The sequence below is a fragment of the Frankia sp. BMG5.23 genome, assembly GCF_000685765.2.
Lineage (GTDB): Bacteria > Actinomycetota > Actinomycetes > Frankiales > Frankiaceae > Frankia > Frankia casuarinae.
Window position 1 is genome coordinate 17,818 of sequence record NZ_JDWE01000032.1, and the last position, 19,949, is coordinate 37,766.

14 protein-coding genes are annotated in these 19,949 nt (G+C 73.3%); 8 read left to right on the plus strand and 6 right to left on the minus strand.

Annotation, left to right across the window (positions count from 1 at the left end):
* Positions 1-14 precede the first annotated feature (14 nt).
* Complete coding sequence (locus BMG523DRAFT_RS14735) at positions 15-1,205, plus strand: Ku protein (RefSeq protein WP_043591403.1); 1,191 nt, start codon at positions 15-17, stop codon at positions 1,203-1,205.
* Positions 1,206-1,326: 121 nt separating this feature from the next.
* On the opposite strand, the gene BMG523DRAFT_RS14740 is transcribed toward BMG523DRAFT_RS14735, so the two are convergent.
* Positions 1,327-1,500 (minus strand): CsbD family protein, encoded by a 174-nt coding sequence (locus BMG523DRAFT_RS14740; RefSeq protein ID WP_023841357.1) that lies wholly within the window; start codon positions 1,498-1,500, stop codon positions 1,327-1,329.
* A gap of 221 nt (positions 1,501-1,721) precedes the next feature.
* Here BMG523DRAFT_RS14740 and moeZ point away from each other — a divergent pair, with 221 nt between their 5' ends.
* Positions 1,722-2,894 (plus strand): adenylyltransferase/sulfurtransferase MoeZ, encoded by a 1,173-nt coding sequence (gene moeZ / locus BMG523DRAFT_RS14745; RefSeq protein WP_011438177.1) that lies wholly within the window; start codon positions 1,722-1,724, stop codon positions 2,892-2,894.
* A gap of 44 nt (positions 2,895-2,938) precedes the next feature.
* Positions 2,939-3,325 (plus strand): MGMT family protein, encoded by a 387-nt coding sequence (locus tag BMG523DRAFT_RS14750; protein WP_011438176.1) that lies wholly within the window; start codon positions 2,939-2,941, stop codon positions 3,323-3,325.
* 15 nt (positions 3,326-3,340) lie between these two features.
* Here BMG523DRAFT_RS14750 and BMG523DRAFT_RS14755 read toward each other — a convergent pair whose 3' ends face one another.
* A complete protein-coding gene (locus BMG523DRAFT_RS14755; RefSeq protein ID WP_035729824.1) occupies positions 3,341-4,087 on the minus strand; it encodes an SDR family NAD(P)-dependent oxidoreductase in 747 nt (248 codons plus the stop codon).
* 196 nt (positions 4,088-4,283) lie between these two features.
* On the opposite strand from BMG523DRAFT_RS14755, the gene BMG523DRAFT_RS14760 reads away from it, so the two are divergent.
* A complete protein-coding gene (locus BMG523DRAFT_RS14760; protein WP_011438174.1) occupies positions 4,284-7,595 on the plus strand; it encodes an ATP-dependent DNA helicase in 3,312 nt (1,103 codons plus the stop codon).
* Positions 7,592-10,984 (plus strand): ATP-dependent DNA helicase, encoded by a 3,393-nt coding sequence (locus BMG523DRAFT_RS14765; RefSeq protein WP_011438173.1) that lies wholly within the window; start codon positions 7,592-7,594, stop codon positions 10,982-10,984. The genes BMG523DRAFT_RS14760 and BMG523DRAFT_RS14765 overlap by 4 nt, the downstream gene beginning before the upstream one ends.
* Here BMG523DRAFT_RS14765 and BMG523DRAFT_RS14770 read toward each other — a convergent pair.
* Both BMG523DRAFT_RS14770 and BMG523DRAFT_RS14775 read right to left on the minus strand, forming a co-directional pair.
* Positions 10,942-11,733, minus strand: a complete 792-nt coding sequence (locus BMG523DRAFT_RS14770; protein WP_011438172.1) for an endonuclease/exonuclease/phosphatase family protein — start codon at positions 11,731-11,733, stop codon at positions 10,942-10,944. The two genes, BMG523DRAFT_RS14765 and BMG523DRAFT_RS14770, sit on opposite strands and share 43 nt — an antisense overlap.
* Positions 11,734-11,761: 28 nt before the next feature.
* Positions 11,762-13,120 carry a helix-turn-helix domain-containing protein gene (locus BMG523DRAFT_RS14775; protein ID WP_108913854.1) on the minus strand — a complete coding sequence of 453 codons (1,359 nt, stop codon included), beginning with the start codon at positions 13,118-13,120 and terminating at the stop codon, positions 11,762-11,764.
* Positions 13,121-13,257: 137 nt separating this feature from the next.
* Between BMG523DRAFT_RS14775 and BMG523DRAFT_RS14780 the strand changes: the two genes are divergently transcribed.
* On the plus strand, positions 13,258-14,655 hold the full coding sequence (locus BMG523DRAFT_RS14780; RefSeq protein ID WP_023841360.1) for a pitrilysin family protein: 1,398 nt from the start codon (positions 13,258-13,260) through the stop codon (positions 14,653-14,655).
* A complete protein-coding gene (locus tag BMG523DRAFT_RS14785; RefSeq protein ID WP_043591405.1) occupies positions 14,652-15,998 on the plus strand; it encodes a pitrilysin family protein in 1,347 nt (448 codons plus the stop codon). Before BMG523DRAFT_RS14780 ends, BMG523DRAFT_RS14785 begins: the two co-directional genes overlap by 4 nt.
* A gap of 48 nt (positions 15,999-16,046) precedes the next feature.
* Here BMG523DRAFT_RS14785 and BMG523DRAFT_RS14790 read toward each other — a convergent pair whose 3' ends face one another.
* The gene (locus tag BMG523DRAFT_RS14790; RefSeq protein ID WP_011438168.1) at positions 16,047-17,210 is read right to left on the minus strand and encodes a GAF and ANTAR domain-containing protein; all 1,164 of its coding nucleotides are present in this window, start codon (positions 17,208-17,210) and stop codon (positions 16,047-16,049) included.
* A gap of 113 nt (positions 17,211-17,323) precedes the next feature.
* Complete coding sequence (locus tag BMG523DRAFT_RS14795; RefSeq protein WP_011438167.1) at positions 17,324-17,563, minus strand: mycoredoxin; 240 nt, start codon at positions 17,561-17,563, stop codon at positions 17,324-17,326.
* Between the two features lie 94 nt (positions 17,564-17,657).
* Here BMG523DRAFT_RS14795 and BMG523DRAFT_RS14800 point away from each other — a divergent pair, with 94 nt between their 5' ends.
* Positions 17,658-19,883, plus strand: coding sequence for an ATP-dependent DNA helicase UvrD2 (locus tag BMG523DRAFT_RS14800; protein WP_043591406.1), 2,226 nt, complete (start codon positions 17,658-17,660; stop codon positions 19,881-19,883).
* Positions 19,884-19,949: the final 66 nt, after the last annotated feature.

Sequence of the window (19,949 nt, forward strand, 5' to 3'; positions counted from 1 at the left end):
CGTGAGGGGCGAACATGCGTGCGACCTGGAAGGGCGTGATCTCCTTCGGCCTGGTGTCCATCCCGGTGAGGCTCTACTCGGCGACCCAGGAACGGGATGTCGCGTTTCACCAGGTTAGACGGTCGGATGGGTCTCGTATCCGATACCGGAGAGTGGCGGAGGCCGACGGGGACGAGGTCAACTACGCCGACATTGCCAAGGGCTACGAGCTGCCGGACGGGGAGACCGTCGTACTCACCGACGAGGACTTCGCGAATCTCCCGCTGTCCACCTCCCGGGCGATCGACGTGCTGGAGTTCGTCCCGTTGGAGCAGGTCGACCCGATCTACTTCGCGAAGAGCTACTACGTCGAGCCCGACCGCACCGGCGCCAAACCCTACGTTCTTCTTCGTGACGCGCTGGCCGCATCGGGCCGTGTCGCGTTGGTGAAGATAGCCCTGCGGCAACGCGAGCAGCTCGCGACGCTCCGGGTGCGCGGCGGCGTCTTCGTCCTGGAGACCATGGTCTGGCCGGACGAGGTGCGGCAACCGGACTTTCCGTTCCTCGAGGAGGACGTCGCGGTGCGCCCGCAGGAGCTGTCGGTGGCTGCCTCGCTCATCCACACCCTGGCAGCCGACTTCGACCCCACCAGGTACACCGACAACTACCGTGAGGCCCTGCAGGCCGTGATCGACGCGAAGGTCGCCGGCCGCGAGGTTGTGGCCTCGCCGGGCGGGTCGGCTGGTGAGGCGGTCGGCGACCTCATGGCGGCGCTGCGCGCGAGCATAGCCGCCGCCCGCGCTGGACGGCCCGGCGAAGCGGCTGTGGCAGGTGGTGCGGCTGTGGCAGGTGGTGCGGCTGTGGCAGATGGTGACGCGGGGCCCGCGGCTGCCGGGGTCACCGACGAGGGGCCCGACGACAAGGCGTCCGACGACAAGGCGTCCGACGACAAGGCGTCCGATGGACGGCGGGGCGGCCGTACCTCCTCGGTCAAGGGTGCCTCGTCGGCCCCGGGTACGCGGTCGACCGCCCGGAAGACGCCGTCCTCGACGAGGAGCACCGCGAAGACGAACGCCGCCACGAAGACGCCGCCCGCCAAGGCCTCCGCGGCCAAGGCCTCCGCGGCCAAGGCCTCCGCGGCCAAGGCCACCTCCTCGAGGACGGCCCCGAAGACGGCCCCGAGGACGCCGACCTCGAAGACGCCCCCGACGCGGCGATCCGCCTGAGGAGCGGTTCCCCACGACCGACCTGAGGAGCGGTCCCGGCGCGGGAGCCGGGGGCAGGTGGTGGCGGGGGCCGGTGGATACCGGGCGGTCAGTGACGGAAGGCGGTCAACGACAGGGGCGGTCAGTGACGGAAGGCCTCCTTCGCCTTCTCCCCGGCGTTCTTGAGGTCGGCGACGCCGCGTTCTCCCCGGCCCTCCGCCTGCAGGTCCCGGTTCTCGGTGGCCTTGCCGGCCTGTTCCTTGGTCCGCCCGCGGAGCTCCTGCATCTTGTTCCTGACCTTGTCAGTGAAGGACACTGCACTCACTCCTCACTGTATGTGCGGTGGGTCGGAAGAGGTCTACCCGTGGCAGCCGCGGGAACACTCCGGGGGCGCCGTGCGCTGCACCAGAGGGCCGGCCGTCGCGATGTCCGACGTGTACCCGTGATGAGGGACCTCCCGGCGGATGGCCCAAATCCGGCGACGCCGCGTCGCGCTGTGGCATCGTCGAAGGACGACACCGAACGCGAGGAGCAAGCGTGTCCCTTCCGCCCCTGGTCGACCCCGCCGAGGGGCTGACCGTCGACGAGATCCGCCGGTACTCTCGGCATCTGATCATTCCGGATGTCGCCATGGACGGCCAGAAGCGGCTGAAGAACGCCAGGGTGCTGGCGGTCGGTGCCGGTGGCCTCGGCTCGCCGACGCTGATGTACCTGGCCGCCGCCGGCGTCGGGACGCTAGGCATCGTCGAGTTCGACACCGTTGACGAGTCGAACCTGCAGCGTCAGATCATCCACGGCCAGTCCGACGTCGGCCGCTCGAAGGCGGAGTCGGCCCGTGACTCGGTTCGCAACATCAACCCGTACGTGAACGTCGTCCTGCACGAGACCCGGCTGGACGCCTCCAACGTCATGGAGATCTTCAGCGGGTACGACCTCATCGTCGACGGCACGGACAACTTCGCCACCCGTTACCTGGTCAACGACGCCGCGGTGCTGCTCGGCAAGCCCTACGTCTGGGGTTCGATCTACCGCTTCGACGGTCAGGCCAGCGTCTTCTGGGCCGAGCACGGACCGTGCTACCGCTGCCTCTACCCGGAGCCGCCTCCTCCCGGCATGGTCCCCTCCTGCGCCGAGGGCGGGGTGCTGGGTGTGCTGTGCGCCTCCATCGCCTCCATCCAGACCACCGAGGCCATCAAGGTGCTGACCGGGGTCGGTGATCCGCTGGTCGGTCGGCTGATGGTGTATGACGCCCTGGAGATGACCTATCGGTCGATCAAGGTCCGCAAGGACCCGGAGTGCCCGTTGTGCGGGAAGAACCCGACGATCACCGAGCTGATCGACTACGAGGCGTTCTGCGGGGCGGTCTCGGAGGAGGCGCAGTTGGCCGCCGCCGGCTCGACGATCACCGCGGGCGAGCTCAAGAGCTGGCTGGATGCCGGCGAGCCGATCGAGCTCGTCGACGTCCGTGAGCCGGCCGAGTGGGAGATCGTCCGGATCCCCGGCGCGCGCCTGATCCCCAAGGGGGACCTGCCCGCGCATCTCTCCGAACTGCCGCAGCACCGTCGGGTGGTCGTCTACTGCAAGTCCGGGGTGCGCTCGGCCGACGCGCTCGCCACGCTGAAGGGCGCAGGCTTCTCCTCTGCCGTGCACGTCCAGGGTGGCGTGACCGCGTGGGCGATCCAGGTCGACAAGTCGCTGCCGGTCTACTGAGCCCGGATGAGCCACGGAGCCCGGACGAGTCCCCCGGAGCCTGGATGAGCCCCAGGCCGCGGGCCCGGCGTGATGCGCCGCCGGCGAGCGTCTCCGCCGGGCTCGGTACCCGGATCTCGCTCGGCGGCGCGCCGGGTCCGCACGCCCTTGAGGTGCTGGATGCGGTGGCGCGCATCCCGCCGGGCAGGGTGATGACCTATGGCGACGTGGCCGAGTACGTCGGCGCCGGGTCGGGGCGCACGGTTGGAGCCGTGCTGTCCCGATTCGGCGACGAGGTGCCCTGGCACCGGGTGATCCGGGCGACCGGGGAACCGAACCCGGCCGCACCGGTCGAGGCCCTGCGCCGGCTCGTCGCCGACCGGACGCCGCTGCGCCCCGGAGGCGACCAGGTCGATCTCGCCGCGGCCCGGTGGGACGGTTCTCCGGCCTGACCGCCGCGGGCCCGGTCAGCGGGCGGCCATGCCGCCGTCGGCCAGATAGACGCTGCCCGTGACCAGGGAGGCCCGGTCGGACAGCAGGAAGACGACGACCTCGGCCACCTCGTCGACCGTGCCCAGCCGGTTGATCGGCGAGAACAGCGCGGCTCCGCGCCGCGGCCGGCCGTCGACATGCAGCAGCGGGGTGTCCACGAAGCCCGGCGCCACCGCGTTCACTCGGATGCCGCGGGTGGCGTAGTCCAGGGCGGCCGTCTTGGTCAGCCCGATGACCCCGTGCTTCGCGGCGACGTAGGGCGCCGACCCGGCGAACCCGACCACCCCGAGCACCGAGGCCATGTTGACGATCGAGCCTCCGTCGCCGCGCAGCATCGCCGTGATCTCGGCCCGCATGCTGTAGAAGACGCCGGAGAGGTTGACGTCCAGCACCCGCTGCCAGTCCTGCGCCGGGGTGGTCTCCACCGGCTCGCGCCCCGCGCTCACTCCCGCGTTGTTCACCGCCAGGTCCAGCCGTCCGAAGGTGCCGACGGTGACCTGGACGGCGCGTTCGAGCGAATCGGGATCGGTGACGTCCGCCTCCAGGGCGAGCGCCTCCCCGCCACCGTCCTCGATCGTCGCCACCACCTCCTTGACAGTGTGCGCGTCGAGGTCGGTGGCGACGACCCGGGCTCCCGCCCTCGCCAGTCGGCGGGCGCAGGCGGCACCGATGCCGGATCCCGCTCCGGTCAGGAGCGCGACCTTGTCGCTGCACTCGGTCATGACTAAGGACACTGCCACGTCCTGACGCGCACGCGTGAGAGGCCCCCCGAGTGTCCCGGTCGTCGAGTGTCCCGGTCGTCGCCACACCGCGGTCCCATCGCTGCCGCGCTACGGACGCTGCCGCGCTACGGACGCCGACCCGCCGCGGAGCCGGCGGGTTGGCTGGGTTGTCGGACCCACGTGATGTGCTTTGCCCGTGGTCGTCCTTCCTGCCCCCGCCCCGCGTCCCGGCTACCGGCTGATCGCAGCCCCGGTCGCGCCGCCGCGTCCGCTCGTCCTGGATGCGGCGCAGCGCGCGGTGGTCGAGCACGGCGGCGGGCCGCTGCTGGTGCTCGCCGGGCCCGGCACCGGGAAGACGGCCACGCTCGTCGAGGCGGTCGCCGCGCGGATCGAAGCCGGGGCGGATCCGCGGTCGATCCTGGTCCTCACCTTCAGCCGGCGAGCCGCCGGAGAGCTGCGGGAGCGGATCACCGCACGGCTCGGTGCCGAGGGCGGGGCCGGCGGAGGTCCCGGGGCGTGGACGTTCCACGCCTGGTGCCTGGCGCTGCTGCGCGCGCACGAGCGGCCGGCCCCGCCGGGCGGGCTCCGGCTGCTGTCCGGCCCGGAGCAGGACAGTCGGCTGCGCGATCTCATCGAGGGTTCCCGCGAGGACGGCCGGCCGGTCTGGCCCGAGCCGCTCGTGGGTTGCCTGCGCACCCGCGGTTTCACCGAGGAGGTGCGGGCGCTGCTGGCCCGCGCCCGCGAGGTCGGGCTCGAACCGGTCGCGCTGGCGCAGCTCGCTCGGCGTACCGGCCGCCCGGACTGGGCCGCCCTCGCCGAGTTCTACGAGATGTACCTCGACGTGTTCGGATTCGAGGGGGCGGTCGACTACACCGATCTCGTCCACCGGGCCGTGGTCGTCGCCGAGAGTGCCGAGGGGGGCGCCTGGCTGCGTGGGCGCTACCGGCACGTCTTCGTCGACGAGTACCAGGACACCGATCCGGCTCAGGAACGCCTGCTGGAGGCGGTGGCCGGTGGTGGTGGCAACCTCGTCGTGCTGGGCGACCCGGACCAGTCGATCTATGCCTTCCGGGGGGCCGAGGTCGCCGGCCTGCTGGGCTTCCCGGCCCGGTTCCCCCGCCTCGACGGCGAGCCGGCGCCGATCGTCGCGCTGCGGCGCTGTCGGCGGATGGCCCCGGCCCCGCTGGCGGCGAGCCGGCACGTGGCCCGGCGGATCCCGGCCGCCGGGCTTCCGGTGGCCGCGATCCGGGCACACCGCGACCTCGTCGGGCGCGCCGACGCCGGGGCGGGCCAGGTGCAGGCCCGCACGTTTCCGGGCACCGGCGCGGAGGCCGAGTCGGTGGCCGACCTGCTCCGTCGCGAACATCTGGAGAACGGCGTCGCCTGGGACGCGATGGCGGTCCTGGTCCGCACGGCCGAGCGGATCGGCCGGTTGCGCCGCGTGCTGGCCGCCGCCGGCGTTCCGGTCAGCGCCGACGGTGACGACCTGCCGGTCGCCCAGGAGCCGGCCGCCGCCCTGCTCCTGCTGGCGCTGCGCTGCGCGGAGGATCCGGCCGGGGCGCTCACCGTCGACGCGGCGCGCACCCTGCTCACCTCGCCGCTCGGTGGAGCGGACCCGGCCGGGCTGCGGGCGCTGGGCCGGGCTCTGCGCACCCTCGAGCGCGACGCGGGGTCCGAGCATCCGGCGCCGTCGGCGGAGCTGTTGCGGGCGGCGGTCGCCGAGCCCGACCACTGGCTGGCGACGATCCCCGACGACCTGGCCGGTCCGGTCCGGCGGGTCGGCGGTCTGCTGCGGACGGCCGGTCAGGCGTTGCGGGACTCCTCGGGCGCCCCGCAGGACGCTCTGTGGGCGCTGTGGTCGGCGAGCGAGTGGCCGGCGCGGCTGCGACATGCCTCGGCGGCCGGGGGCGCCGCCGGGCGCGCGGCCGACCGTGACCTCGACGCCGTCGTGGCGCTCTTCGATGCCGTCACCCGGCTGGGCCAGCGGCGTGGGCCGGGCGGTGGCGTCGCGTCCCTGGTCGCGGAGCTCACCCGCCAGCAGATCGCCGGGGACGTCCTCAAGCCGGCCGGGGAGTCCGTGCGCCGCCGCGGGGTGCGGCTGCTGACCGCCCATCGCGCCAAGGGGCTCGAATGGGAGGTCGTCGTCGTCTGCGGAGTGCAGGACGGCACCTGGCCCGACCTGCGGGAGCGGCATTCGCTGCTCGGTGCGGAGCAGCTCGACGCGCCGTCCCGGGGCGGGTTGCGCCCGCCGCTGACCCGCCAGGACCTGCTCGCCGATGAACGTCGGCTGTTCTACGTCGCCCTGACCAGGGCGCGGCGCCGGCTGGTCGTCACCGCGGTGAACAGCCCCGAGGACGACGGCAGCCTGCCGAGCCGCTTCCTTGAGGAACTGGGTGTAGCGGTGGAGCACGTGCCCGGTCGCCCAGCCCGGCCGCTCACCCTGGTCGGCCTGGTCGCGACCCTGCGCCGGCTGGCGACGGAACCGGACTCAAGCCCGGTGATGCGCTCCGCCGCGCAGGCCCGCCTCGCCGCGCTCGCCGCCGCACGGGACCAGGCGGGCCGGCCCCTGGTGCCGGCCGCGCACCCGGACACCTGGTGGGGGCTGCTCGACCCCACCACGTCGGATGTTCCTGTTGTCCCGGTGGCCGGGCCGATCCGGCTGTCCGGCTCGTCGCTGTCGAGCATCGGCGCCTGTTCCCTGCGGTGGTTCCTAGAGCACGAGGCGTACGCGGTCACCCCGGCCTCGACCGCGCAGGGATTCGGCAAGGTGGTGCACGCCCTGGCGGACGAGGTCACGACCGGGCGGACCCCGGCCGACCTCGCCGCGCTCGACGCCCGGCTGGACACGGTGTGGCGGCAGTTGGACTTCGACGCCCGCTGGCGCTCCGATCAGGAGCGCGCGGCCGCCCGCGAGGCGCTCGCCCGCTTCCTGGACTGGCACGCCGCCGAGCGCGGTCGGCGCGTGATCGACGCGGAGGTCAGGTTCTCCTGCGACCTACGGGTCGCCGGGCGGGACGTCCAGCTGCGCGGATTCATCGACCGGCTCGAACTGGACGAGGCCGGCCGGGTCCACGTCATAGACTTCAAGACCGGTCGGACCGCGGTCGCTCCCGCCGAGCTCGCCACCCACCCCCAGTTGGGCAGCTATCAGCTCGCCGTGCGGGCCGGCGCGCTCGACGATGTGCTCGCGGCCGCGGCGCCGGATCAGCCCGGGGCGGATCAGCCCCGGGCGGTGCCCGGCGGGGCGGAGCTCGTGCAGCTCCGGCGGGATGCCGGCGCTGCGGCGGCCGGTCCGCGGCTGCCGGGGGAGCGGCCTGGCCCGCCGGAGGTCCAGGCCCAGAGCGCGCTGCCTCCCCACGGCGCGACCTGGATGGACGAGGTGCTCGACGCGGCGGTGCGCACCATCGACGCCGAGGCGTTCCGGCCGACGCCCGGCGACCACTGCACGCTGTGCACCTTCCAGACGAGCTGCCCCGCGCGGCCCGAGGGACGTCAGGTGGTCGAGTGAACCCGCGGGTGGAGCAGCCGGGCGCGGGCGTCCACGTGACGATTCCCCGCCAGCCGTTCCTGCCCGGTTTCGACGGCGACGTCGACGGTGACCCGGCGGGCGGCGTCGCCGGTCCCCGGCTCGACCCGGACGACCTGCGCGACCTGCTGGAGGTCCCGTATACCGACGAGCAGATCGCCGCGGCCACCGCTCCGCTCGAACCGGGGGTCATCATCGCGGGTGCGGGATCCGGCAAGACCTCGGTGATGGCCGCGCGGGTGGTCTGGCTCGTCGCCACCGGGCAGGTGCGGCCCGACCAGGTGCTCGGACTGACCTTTACGACGAAGGCGGCGGCGGAGCTGTCCGGCCGGGTGCGGCTGGCGTTGCGCAAGGCGTCGGCTGGGGCGGGCCCGGGTGGACCGGCCGCGGACGGCGAGGTGGACGGGGAGCCGACCGTCGCCACCTACCATGCCTTCGCCGGGCGGCTGGTCGTCGACAACGCCCTGCGGCTGGGGCTGGAGCCGGACCTCCAGCTGATCTCCGGCGCGGCCCGCTACCAGCTCGCCGCCCGGGTCGCCCGCTCCCACGGCGGGAAGGTGGAGGCGCTGACACGTTCGCTGGGCGCGCTCGTCGGCGAGCTCGTCGCGCTGGACGCCGAGATGAGCGAGCACCTGGTCGATCCGGCGGACCTCGTCGCGTTCGACGGCGCGCTGCTCGCCGAGATCGACGCGGCGCTGCGGCGTGCCGAGCAGCGGCGGGGCACCCGGGGCGTCCGCCGGGAGCTACGCCGGTGCGCGGCCGCCGCCCGGGGGCGCCGGGAGCTGGCCGCCCTGGTGGCGGAGTACCGGGCGGCCCGGCGGGAACGCGACGTCCTGGACTTTGGTGACCAGGTCACCTGTGCCGCGAGGCTCGCCGAGACCATGCCGGAGGTCGGTCGGGCCGAGCGGGCGCGGGCCGCTGTCGTCCTGCTCGACGAGTACCAGGACACCTCGGTGGCCCAGCGGCGGATGCTCACCGGCCTGTTCGGCGGCGGGCATCCGGTCACCGCCGTCGGCGACCCCTGCCAGGCGATCTACGGCTGGCGCGGGGCGTCGGTGGCGAACCTCGACCACTTCCCCACGCACTTCCCCGGGGCCGACGGCACGCCCGCGGCCGTCTACGAACTGTCGGTGAACCAGCGCAGCGGCGGCCGGCTGCTCCGCCTCGCCAACACCGTCGCCGCACAGCTGCGGGCCCGTCACCGCGTCGTCGAGCTCCGCCCGCGACCCGACGTGGCTGACCAGGGCGAGGCGGTGGTCGCGTTGCACGTCAGCTGGGCCGACGAGGTGGCCTGGATCGCCGGCCAGCTCCGCCGGGTGGTCGACGCCGGCACCGCTCCCGGCGACATCGCCGTGCTGGTCCGGGCCCGTGGCGACATCCCCGCGCTGTTTACCGCGATGCAGGCGGCCGGGCTGCCCGTCGAGGTCGTCGGGCTGACCGGGCTGCTCATCGTCCCGGAGGTCGCCGAGATCGTGGCCATGCTGGAGGTGCTCGACTCGCCGACGGCGAACGCCGCGCTCGTCCGGCTGCTCACGGGGCCGCGGGTGCGGCTCGGCCCCCGGGATCTCGCCGCGCTCGGCCGCCACGCGCGTGAGGCGGCGCGGGTCCCGGACCCGGTCGGCGATCCGGACCTGCCGGGACGGTCCGATCCACTTGCCGAGGCGGTCGCCGACGTCGACCCCGCCGACGTCGTCGCCCTGTCGGACGTCCTCGACGACCCCGGGCCGCAGATGTCCGCGCCGGGGCGCGCCCGGGTGCGTCGGCTTGCCGCCGAGATCGCCGCGCTGCGTGGGCACGTCGGCGAGGGCCTGCTCGACCTGCTGCACCGGGTGGTCGCGACGATCGGGCTGGACGTGGAGCTCACGGCGACCGAGGTGGCGGTGCGGGCCCGGCGCCAGGAGAACGTCGCGGCCTTCCTGGATGTGGCCGCGGGCTTCACCGATCCCGACGGCACGAACTCCCTGCCCGCGTTCCTCGGATTCCTCCGGGCGGCGCGGGAGCACGAGCGGGGTCTCGACGTCGCCGGCCCGTCCGGGGCCGACGCGATCGCCCTGATGACGATGCATCGCTCCAAGGGCCTGGAATGGGAGGTCGTCGCCGTCCCGAACCTGACCAGCAAGGTGTTCCCTGACCTGACCGTGCGCGACCAGTGGACCACCTCGCCGGGCGTGCTGCCGATCCCGCTGCGCGGCGATGCCGACGATCTGCCGGCGTTCACGGTCTGCGCCGAGAAGGCCGCCCTGGACGCCTTCCGGGCCGATGCCCGTCAGTACGCCGAGCGGGAGGAACGCCGGCTCGCCTACGTTGCGGTCACCCGGGCGAAGTCGCTGCTGTTCGCGAGCGGGCACTGGTGGGGGCCCACCCAGAAGACCCCACGCGGTGCCTCGGTGTTCCTCGACGAGCTCGCCGAGCACGCCCGCACCGGCGGTGGGCTGGTCGACGTCTGGGCGCCGGAGCCGGCGGAGCGTACCAACCCGGCGCTGGCGACGCCGGAACGGTTCGCCTGGCCGATCCCCTACGAGCCGGAGCCGTACGCCCGGCGCCTCGCTGCGGCCGAGGGGGTCATGGCGCGGCTGGCCGCGTTGAGCGTACCGGGGGCGTCGGCGGAACCGGCCGGGGAACCGTTCGTCGACGGTCCGGCCGGGATGACGGCGGCCGAGCGCGTCCTGCTCGCCGAGCTCGACCGGGAGGCCCGGCTGCTGCTCGCCGAGGAACGCGCGGCACGCCTCGCGCGGACCGATGTCGCCCTGCCGGCGAGCCTCACCGCGTCCCAGATCGTCCGGCTGCGCGCGGACCCGGAGGCGTTCGCCCGTGAGCTGGTCCGGCCGCTGCCGCGCCGTCCAGTGGCCGCGGCCCGTCGCGGCACCCGGTTCCACGCCTGGGTTGAGGAGATTTTCGACTACCGTGCACTGATCGACACCGAGGATCTGCCCGGCGCGGCCGACGCGGAGCTCACCGACGACGATCTGCGCTCGCTGCAGCAGGCGTTTCTGCGTACCGCGTACGGTGCCCGGCGGCCATTCGCGATCGAGGCACCCTTCGAGCTCCGCCTCGCCGGGCGGATCGTGCGCGGTCGCATCGACGCTGTCTACGACCTCGGCGGCGGTCGATGGGAGGTGGTCGATTGGAAGACCGGCCGGTCCGATGCCGACGATCTTCAGCTCGGGATCTACCGGCTGGCCTGGGCCCGCCTGCGGGGCGTCGACCCGAGTGCGGTCGACGCCGCCTTCCTGTACGTGCGTACCGGCGCCGTTGTCCGGCCCCCGACGTTGTCCGAGGAGGAGCTCGCCGACCTGCTCGCGAGTCCGAGCACCGGGCCCGCCGCGGGTCAGGCCCGCGGGTCGGCGAGGTCGACGGACAGCGCCAGGTGATCCGAGATGGGCACGCGGCGGGCCTGCACGGCGATGATCCTGCCTACCGGCCCGCGGGCCAGCACATGGTCGAGCTGCACCCGCGGGGAGTGCGCGGGGTAGGTGGGCGTCACCGCCAACCGGCGCCAGCGGGTGAGCGCGGCCGGTAGCCGGCCGGGCAGGTTCAGATCGCCCAGCAGGACCAGCGGCCCCGGGACGTCCGCGAGCCGGCGGGCCAGCCGGCGCAGCTGCACGGCGTTCCACCCCGGCACGAACGACAGATGGGTGTTGACCACCGTCAGCGGGCCCCCGGCCGACTCCACCCGCGCGGCGATCGCGGCCCGCGGCTCGTCGTCGAGCATGATCAGACGTCCCCGCCTGTCCGGACCCCCCGGTATCGCGATCGGGGACCGCACCGGCGCCCGGCCGAGGTCGATCACTCGCCACTCACGGACGGGCAGCCGGCTGATCAGAGCGATGCCGTACGCCGGCTCGTCGTCCCGGCGCTGCCCGTCAGCCGGCCGCCAGCCCACGCCGGGCGTGCCGAAGACGGTGGGGACGAACCGCCAGTCGTCGTCGCCGGCTCCGATCATCGCCGCCGCCTCCGCGGCGAGGTCCAGCCCACCCGATCGTGGCTGGTCGAGATCGACCTCCTGGAGCCCGAGGACGTCCACGCCGAGAGCGGAGACGGCCGCGGCGAAGCGGGCGGGCTCGACCGTCCCATCCGTGAGCGACAGGCCGTGCATGATGTTGAAGGAGCCCAGCCGCACGCCTGGACCGTATCGGATGCGGGGTCCGTCACGGCCCGAGTGGCCGACCCCGCACCGCCGCGGGACGGCGGGAGCCCGGGCCCCGGCCCTCGTCCGTGTCCTCGCGGACCGCGGCGCTCACCGGGTCGGTGGCCACGTCCTCGGCGCCCCCGGCGCGCAGCACCAGTTCGAGATCGAAGCGGGTGTCAGGGTCCTCCAGACATGGTCCGAACAGCTCGCGAAGCTGGTTGACCCGGTAGCGGACGGTCTGCGGATGGATGTGCAACCGCTCGGCGATCAGCCCGCGCTGCCCCCGCAGGGTCAGCCAGTGCAGGAGGGTCTCGGCCAGCCGTTCCCTGGTCCGGTCGGGCAGCCCGTCAAGGGGGGCGAGCCGGCGGGACGCGAGGTCGGTGATGAGCCCGGGGTCGCTGGCCAGCAGCAGGGCGCTGAGATGTTCGTCGGTGAACAGGGGGTCGGCCGCGGCGATACCGCGAAGCCGCCCGGCGCTGCGGGCATCGCAGGCGAACCTCGCCCGCGCCGCGCTCGCCGCCGCCTGACCCCACGGCACGGCCGGTCCCACCACCGCGGCGAGCCCGGCGAGCTGTTTCGCCAGTGCCGCCCGGGTGGCCGCCCGCTCGGTTGAGCCGACGAACACCCAGATGTCTGCCCCCTGCACGGCGCGGGGGCAGCCCGAGGGCAACCGGGAGGGGAGCGAGCCTGCCCAGGGGTCGGCCTCGTGGTCGGCCTCGTGGTCGGCCTCGTGGTCGGCTTCGCCGTCAGCCGGGTGGGTGGCCGCGGAGCCGGTCGGGGCGGGGACGAGCACGGCGGCCAGCCGGCCGGGCAGCCGCACGTTGCCGGAACGGGCGACCTGCGCGATCGCCCCGCCGGCCGCGCCGGACAGCAGCATCTCGCCCAGCCGGTCCCACAGCCGCTCCAGTTCACCGGCCGCGGTGTACTGCTCGGAGGCGTAGCCCTCGGCGGAGGCCGCGGAGATGCCGTCGATGTAGGCGAACATCATCTCGGCGAGGGACACCAGCGCCGGGCCGTCCAGCCCGCCGCGGCGGGCCGCCGCCTCCCCGAGGCGCCGCCAGGAGACGCGGGCGCCCACCCGGTAGGCGCTCAGCAGGTTGTCCAACGACCGTCCCGCGTACACCTCGCCGCGGCCGAGACGGACATAAACCTCCCGGCTGGCGGCGAGGTCGACAGTGCAGTGGGGACCGGCCTCGACCAGGCTGAGGAAGCGGAACAACGCCTCGTCGACTCCGCGGCGCACCCCATGGCCGAACTTGCCCTCCAGCGGGCGCGCGTAGGCGGGAACCTCCCGGGCGATCGCGGCGATAATCTCTTCACCCAGAGCGTCGAACTCGGCAGCGAGGATCTCGCTCAGCCCGGCTGGAAACTGTCCCATGAGGACAGTTTGCCGCCCGACCGTCGCAATCTCCCGCACCTCGTCGTCTGGGCGGGGCCGCCCGTGGTCGTCGCCGACGGCCGGCGGAATCGGTCCCGGGCGGGTCGGGGCACGGCCTCCCGTGGCCATGACTTGGGATGGGCGTCCTCTTCGCCACCGGCGCGGCCCGCCGGGCAGTAGCGTTGGCAACTGTGTCCCCGCCTAGAGAACCCGGCCCGGCCGCGTCCACCGCGGTGAAGTCGGCCCTGCCGGCATCCTCCTATCCGATCGAGCGGACCCGGCTCGGTAACGGCCTGCGCGTGCTGCTCGCCCCCGACCACACCGCGCCGGTGGTGGCCGTCTCGGTGCACTACGACGTCGGGTTTCGATCCGAGCCCGAGGGCCGTACCGGATTCGCTCACCTGTTCGAGCACCTGATGTTCCAGGGCAGCGAGAACGTCGGTAAGGCCGAGCATCCGAAGCACGTCCAGGCCGCCGGCGGAATCTTCAACGGATCGACGCACCCGGACTACACGGACTATTTCGAGCTGCTCCCGGCCGGGGCGCTCGAACTGGCCCTGTTCCTGGAGGCGGACCGGATGCGGGCGCCGAAGATCACCCGCCAGAACCTGGACAACCAGATCGCCGTGGTGCAGGAGGAGATCCGGGTCAACGTCCTGAACCGCCCCTACGGGGGATTTCCCTGGATCAAGCTGCCGCCGGTCGCGTTCGACACCTTTCCGAACGCCCACAACGGCTACGGGGATTTCTCCGAGCTCGAGGCCGCGAGCTTGGACGACGCCGAGGACTTCTTCGACAAGTACTACGCACCGGGCAACGCCGTGCTGACCATCGTCGGCGACATCGACCCGGAGGAGACGCTCACCTTCGTCCACCGGTACTTCGGTGACATCCCCGCCCGCTCGGTGCCGACGCGGGTGAGTTTCGCCGAGCCGGTGCCGAGCACCGAGCGCCGGGCGGTGCTGACCGACCCGCTCGCGCCGCGCGCCGCCCTGGCGGTCGGCTACCGGGTGCCCGACCCGATCGGAGACCTGTCCACCTACCTGTCCTACTACCTGCTCACCGAGATCCTCAGCGACGGCGACGCCAGCCGGCTCGAACGCCGCCTGGTGCAGAAGGATCGCTCGGTCATCGGTGTGAGCACCTACCTTGGCACCTTCGGGGATCCGTTCGAGCAGCGTGACCCGCTGCTGCTGACCCTGGAGGCCCGCCAGTCCGAGGACGCGAGCGCGGACGCCGTCCTCGCCGCCGTCGACGAGGAACTGGCGCGGCTGGCGGGCGAGGGCCTGGCGGACGGCGAGCTGGAGCGGGTGCAGGCGCGGGTGGCGTCCTCGCTGCTGCGTGAGTCCGACGACGCGCTGGGACGGGCACTCGCCATGGCCGTGCATGAGCTGCAACGGGGACGTCCCGAGTTGGTGAACGAACTGCCCGCGGAACTGTCCGCGGTGACCGGGCAGGCCGTCGCCGCGGCCGCCCGGACGCTTCTCGACCAGGGCCGCTCGGTCCTGGAGCTGCGTGCCGGCGCCGCCTCATGAGCGGCAGCGCGCTGAGCTCGACGACCACCCGGGCGGCGGTCATCCCGGCCGTGCGCCCGACCGTCCCGGCGGAGTTGCCGGCCGTCACCGACCGCACTCTCGACAACGGTCTGCGGGTGCTGGTGGTGGAGCGGGCCAGTGTGCCCCTGGTCGAGGTGCGGCTGCGGATCCCCTTCGCCGGCGTCGGCGCCGTGCACCAGGCCCGGGCCGAGGTGCTCGCGGAGACGCTGTTCACCGGATCACACCGCTTCGACCGGGTGGGCCTGGCCACCGAGGTCCAGCGCCTGGGCGGATCGTTGTCGACGGGGGTTGACGCCGACCGGCTGGCCATCGTCGGTTCCGCCCTTGCGGTGAACCTCGAACCCTTGTTGGGAATCATGGCCGAGGTGCTCCTCAGCGCCACCTACCCGGACGACGAGGTCACCGGCGAACGCGACCGGATCGTCGAGGACACGGCGATCGCCTGTAGCCAGCCCGCGGTCATCGCCCGGGAGGCGCTGCTCGGCCGGCTCTTCGGTGACCACCCCTACGCCACCGGCATCGCCGAGCCGGAGACCGTCGGACAGGTCGGCCCCGAGGACGTACGGGCCCTGCACGCCGAACTGATCTCCCCGGCCGGCGCGATCCTCACCCTGGTCGGGGACGTGCCGGCGCCGCGTGCTCTCGCGGCGGTCTCCGCCGCGCTCGGCGGTTGGACGGGCGGGCCCGCGCGGACCGTCCCGCCGGTCCCAGCCCTCACCACCGGCCCGATCGTCATCGTCGACCGTCCGGGTGCCGTGCAGACCAACATCAGGCTGGGCGGACCGGCCCTGGGCCGTTCCGCGGCCGGATACCCGGCGCAGCGGCTGGCGAGCACCATCTTCGGTGGTTACTTCAGTTCCCGGCTGGTCAACAACATCCGCGAGGACAAGGGCTACACCTACTCCCCGCGCAGCTCGATCGATCACTACCAGGCAGGGTCACGGTTCACCGTCGCAGCGGACGTCGCCACCGAGGTGACCGGGCCCGCGTTGCTGGAGATCTTCTACGAGCTCGGGCGGATGGCGGTTCTACCGCCCAGCGAGGAGGAGCTCGACGCCGCCCGCCAATACGCCGTTGGCACGTTGGCACTGGGCAGCGCGACCGCCGCCGGTCTCGCCTCGACGCTGTCGGCGCTGGCCGGGGCCGGGATCGGGGTCGAGTACCTGCGTGATCACCCGCGCGCCCTCGCCGAGGTCGGCGTGGGCGACATCCAGGCGGTGTCCGCGGACCTGCTTGCCCCGGCAAAGCTGATCACGGTGCTCGTCGGGGACGCGGCCAGGATTTCCGCGACCGTGGGGGCACTGGGCATCGTCGCGACCTGAGCACCGGGCCCGTCCCGCTCCCGGGGGTCCCGCTCCCGGGGGGCGTGCTCAGCGCCTGGTGGAGGTGGGACGCGGGGGCGCGGGGCGGGGCGCGCCGCCGCCGGGGCCCGGTGCCGGTGGTCCACCGCCCGGTGGATTGCCGCCCCGCCCACCGAGCTCGCCCGGTAGCACGGCGCGTGGGTCGCCAACCGAATCGACCACCTGCCGAGCCAGATCGTGCACCCTGCGTCCCATTCCGCGAGCGGTGCGCCGCAGCCGCTCGAAGGCCTCCCGCGGGCGGATGTGGTTACGTTCGGCGAGGACCCCGATGGCCTGTTCCACGATTACGCGGGAGGCCAGCGCGTGTTCCAGCTGGACGACGGACAGCCGGAGCTGCTCGACCTCGCTCAGGTCACGATCGGGGCGGCGGGGTCGGCCGGGCGGGGCGAGATCCTCGGCCAGCAGATCGGCGAGCACCATTGCCGAGAGGAGGTCGCCGACCGGCCGGATCTCGGCTCCGGGGCCCTCCACGACCCACCCGGCGGGAGTACGTCGAAGGCGCATGTCCGAGGGGGTCCGGCGGGGGCCGGTTCCCGCCCCGGTTCCGCCCGCCGCGGACGGCGGTCCGGGCCGGTCCGGCCCGGCCCGGCCCGGCGGTCCGGGCCGGGCCGCCCGCGCGATGGTCTGCGGGGTGGGTATCCGCCCCGGTGGGCGCGGGGTCGCCGGTGGGCCCGGCGGGGGCGGGCCGCCGGGCGGGCGGGGACCGTTCGCGGAGACCGTCGGCGGGCTCGGCGCGGGAACGTCCCCGGTGACCGCGAGTGCATCGGCTACCCCGCGCAGCAGGGCCAGGATGTCGGCCGATACGATCACCTTGCTACGGTCCAGGCCGACGAGGAGGCCCACCAGCCGACCGTCCGTGCGGACCACCGGCATCGTGACATGGCTGCGTATCCCGAGCTGGCGGTATTCGGCCGTGTCGGATCCGGCGTGCGTCGGGTCAAGACCGGACGCCGTGGCGGGCGTGCCGTCGAGCACGCGGGCGACCAGGCTGTCCCCCCGGGGATAGTGCGTTCCCTCGTCGAGACCAGGGGAGGGACCTGTTACCCGGAGATAGCTCGCGGTCGTCGTCGATACCACGACGAAACAGGCCGTCTCCATCCGGTGAAGGGCACTGGCGGCCCGCAGCGCGGCATCGACGGTGCTCCACGCCTGTTCTGAAGGTGCTGACGACACAGGCCGAACTCTCCCACAAACTTCACGGGCAGTAACGGACACCGTCCCACGAGCCGGCCGCGTGTGCAGTGGGAAGGTAAGAACTCCCGAGATGTCGTTGCTCTACGTATCCGTTATGCGGCAGAAGTGGCCTTCTCTGTGACTTGGCGAAGGCTCGGGTTCGTCATCACAGTGCCATCGGGAAAGAGCACGGTCGGCACGGTCGCGTTCCCGTTGTTCGCATCGCGGACACGTTGCTCTGCTGTCGGGTCCTGCTCGATATCAACGGTCGTGTACTCGATGCCGGCATGGTCGAGTTGGCGCTTCAGCCGAACACAGTAGCCACACCAGGAAGTCGTGTAGATCGTGAGCACGAAAGGGCCTCCAAGCCGCTGGTGACACAACGGTTCATGTAACCCCACCGCGGCGCCGTCGGTTCCCGCCGCGCGGCGGGGACTACCGTATCGGATGATGTCCGGACCGCCTGCCCTCGCCGCCCAGGCCGCCCGTGTGCGATCGGGCAACGATCTGCTCGCCGCGCTCGATCCCGAACAGCGGGCCGCGGCCGGAGCCCCGCTCGGACCGGTCTGCATCCTCGCCGGCGCCGGTACAGGTAAGACACGCACCATCACCCATCGAGTCGCGCACATGGTCGCGCAGGGGGGGGTCGGGCCGGGCCAGATCCTGGCGGTGACCTTCACGGCCAGGGCTGCGGGAGAGCTGCGCGGCCGGTTGCGGGCCATGGGTGTCGATGGAGTGCAGGCCAGGACGTTCCATTCCGCGGCTCTCAAGCAACTGTTGTACTTCTGGCCGTCGGTCGCCGGGGTCGCGCTGCCCAAGGTGGAGAAGAGCAAGATCCCGTACGTGGTGCGGGCGGCCGCCCGCCTGCACCTGCGGCCGGACCGGGCCGAGCTGCGCGACCTCACCTCGGAGGTCGAGTGGGCGAAGACGACGCTTGTGACCCCGGCGGACTACGCCCGGATGGCGGCGGCGAGCGGGCGGGAGACCGCCGCTCCCCCCGAGACGGTCGCCCGGCTCTACGCCGCGTACGAGGAGGTCAAGCGCGACGCCGGTGTGATCGACATGGAGGATCTGCTGCTGCTGACCGCGGCGATGATCGAGGAGCACAGCTGGGTCGCGGCCGAGGTGAGGGCCAGATACCGCCATTTCGTCGTTGACGAGTATCAGGATGTCAACGACCTGCAACAGCGTGTCCTCGACGCCTGGCTGGGGGAGCGCGACAGCCTCTGTGTCGTCGGGGACCCCCATCAGACGATCTATTCGTTCACCGGGGCGTCGCCCGAGCACCTGCTCGGATTCCCGCGCCGGTTCCCGGACGCGGCCGTGGTGCGTCTGATCCGAGACTACCGGTCCACCCCCCAGGTGGTCGGACTCGCGAACACCCTGATGCGGGCGGCCCCGGCGGCCCGCCTCGTCGCCGCTCGCCCGGACGGTCCCGCCCCGGTGTGGCTGGAGTGCGACAGCGAGCCGGCGGAAGCCGCCGCGGTGGCGTCCCGGATCCGCCGGCTGCTCGACCAGGGCGTGCCGGCGAGTGAGATCGCCGTGCTGTACCGCACGAATGCCCAGTCCGAGGCGTATGAGGCGGCGATCGGCGGGGCCGGTATCGCCTACCTGCTCCGGGGCGGGGAGAAGTTCTTCGAGCGGACCGAGGTCGTCGCGGCCATGAGGTTGCTGCGGGCCGCGGTGCGCTCCGCCGACACCGACCGCCCGGAGGGACTCACGGCCGCTGTCGCCGACATCCTCGCGGCGCTCGGCTGGCGGGCGGACCAGCCGACGGTGGGCTCGGGCGCCGAGCGGGAACAGTGGGAGAACCTCGCCGCGCTGCACCGGCTGGCCGGCGATCTCGCCGCCCGTTCGCCCGAGGCCGACCTCGAGGCCTTCGTCGCCGAGCTCGGCGACCGCGCGACCCACGAGCATCAGCCGACGGTGCAGGGGGTGACCCTGTCGACCCTGCACACCGCCAAGGGCCTGGAATGGGATGCGGTGTTCCTCGTCGGGCTGACCGAGGGCACGCTTCCCCTCGTCCATGCCAGGACCGCCGAGCAGATCGCCGAGGAACGTCGCCTGCTCTACGTCGGGGTGACCAGGGCCCGTAGGCACCTCGTCCTGTCCTGGGCGCTGTCCCGGGCGGAGGGCGGCCGGCGGTCGAGGCGGCCGTCTCGCTTCCTCGACGATCTGCGTCCGATGCGCCGGGAGTCCGCGGCCGGCGTCCGCCACGGGGGGCGAGGCGAGGGCACGAGGCCCGTGGCCGGGGCGGAGGAGACCGGCCCGGGTCGGTCCCGGAGCAGGTCGGCGGTGCGGTGCCGGACGTGCGGCCGGTCGTTGACGGGTGTGCACGCGCGGGTCGGGCGCTGCGAGGGCTGCCCCGGCGACGTCGACGCCGCGCTGTTCGAGCGCCTGCGGGTGTGGCGTTCGGCGCGGGCGAAGGAACAGGGGGCACCGGCCTTCGTCGTCTTCACCGACGCCACGCTGCAGGCGATCGCCGAGAGCCGGCCGGGCACGGTGGCCGAGCTCGTGCGGCTGCCCGGCATCGGACAGGCCAAACTCGACCGTTACGGGGAGGAGGTACTCGCCCTCGTCGCGGGGCGCACGCCGCCGGTCGGGTCGCCGCCGGTCGGGTCGCCGCCGGTGGTGGAGTCACTGGGGTCCGACACGCCGCCCGACGCTTCGTAACTGGAAGTGTTCGCGGCGCAACACAGAAAATATGTTGTGGTTCGCGCGGCGAGCTTCTACCGTTAC

Bases quoted from the DNA above. Each gene is read 5' to 3' on its own strand.
- BMG523DRAFT_RS14735 (WP_043591403.1), top strand. From the start codon at position 15: ATGCGTGCGACCTGGAAGGGCGTGATCTCCTTCGGCCTGGTGTCCATC.
- BMG523DRAFT_RS14750 (WP_011438176.1), top strand. From the start codon at position 2,939: ATGAGCCCCAGGCCGCGGGCCCGGCGTGATGCGCCGCCGGCGAGCGTC.
- BMG523DRAFT_RS14755 (WP_035729824.1), bottom strand. From the start codon at position 4,087: ATGACCGAGTGCAGCGACAAGGTCGCGCTCCTGACCGGAGCGGGATCC.
- BMG523DRAFT_RS14775 (WP_108913854.1), bottom strand. From the start codon at position 13,120: ATGGGACAGTTTCCAGCCGGGCTGAGCGAGATCCTCGCTGCCGAGTTC.
- BMG523DRAFT_RS14780 (WP_023841360.1), top strand. From the start codon at position 13,258: ATGGGCGTCCTCTTCGCCACCGGCGCGGCCCGCCGGGCAGTAGCGTTG.
- BMG523DRAFT_RS14785 (WP_043591405.1), top strand. From the start codon at position 14,652: ATGAGCGGCAGCGCGCTGAGCTCGACGACCACCCGGGCGGCGGTCATC.
- BMG523DRAFT_RS14800 (WP_043591406.1), top strand. From the start codon at position 17,658: ATGATGTCCGGACCGCCTGCCCTCGCCGCCCAGGCCGCCCGTGTGCGA.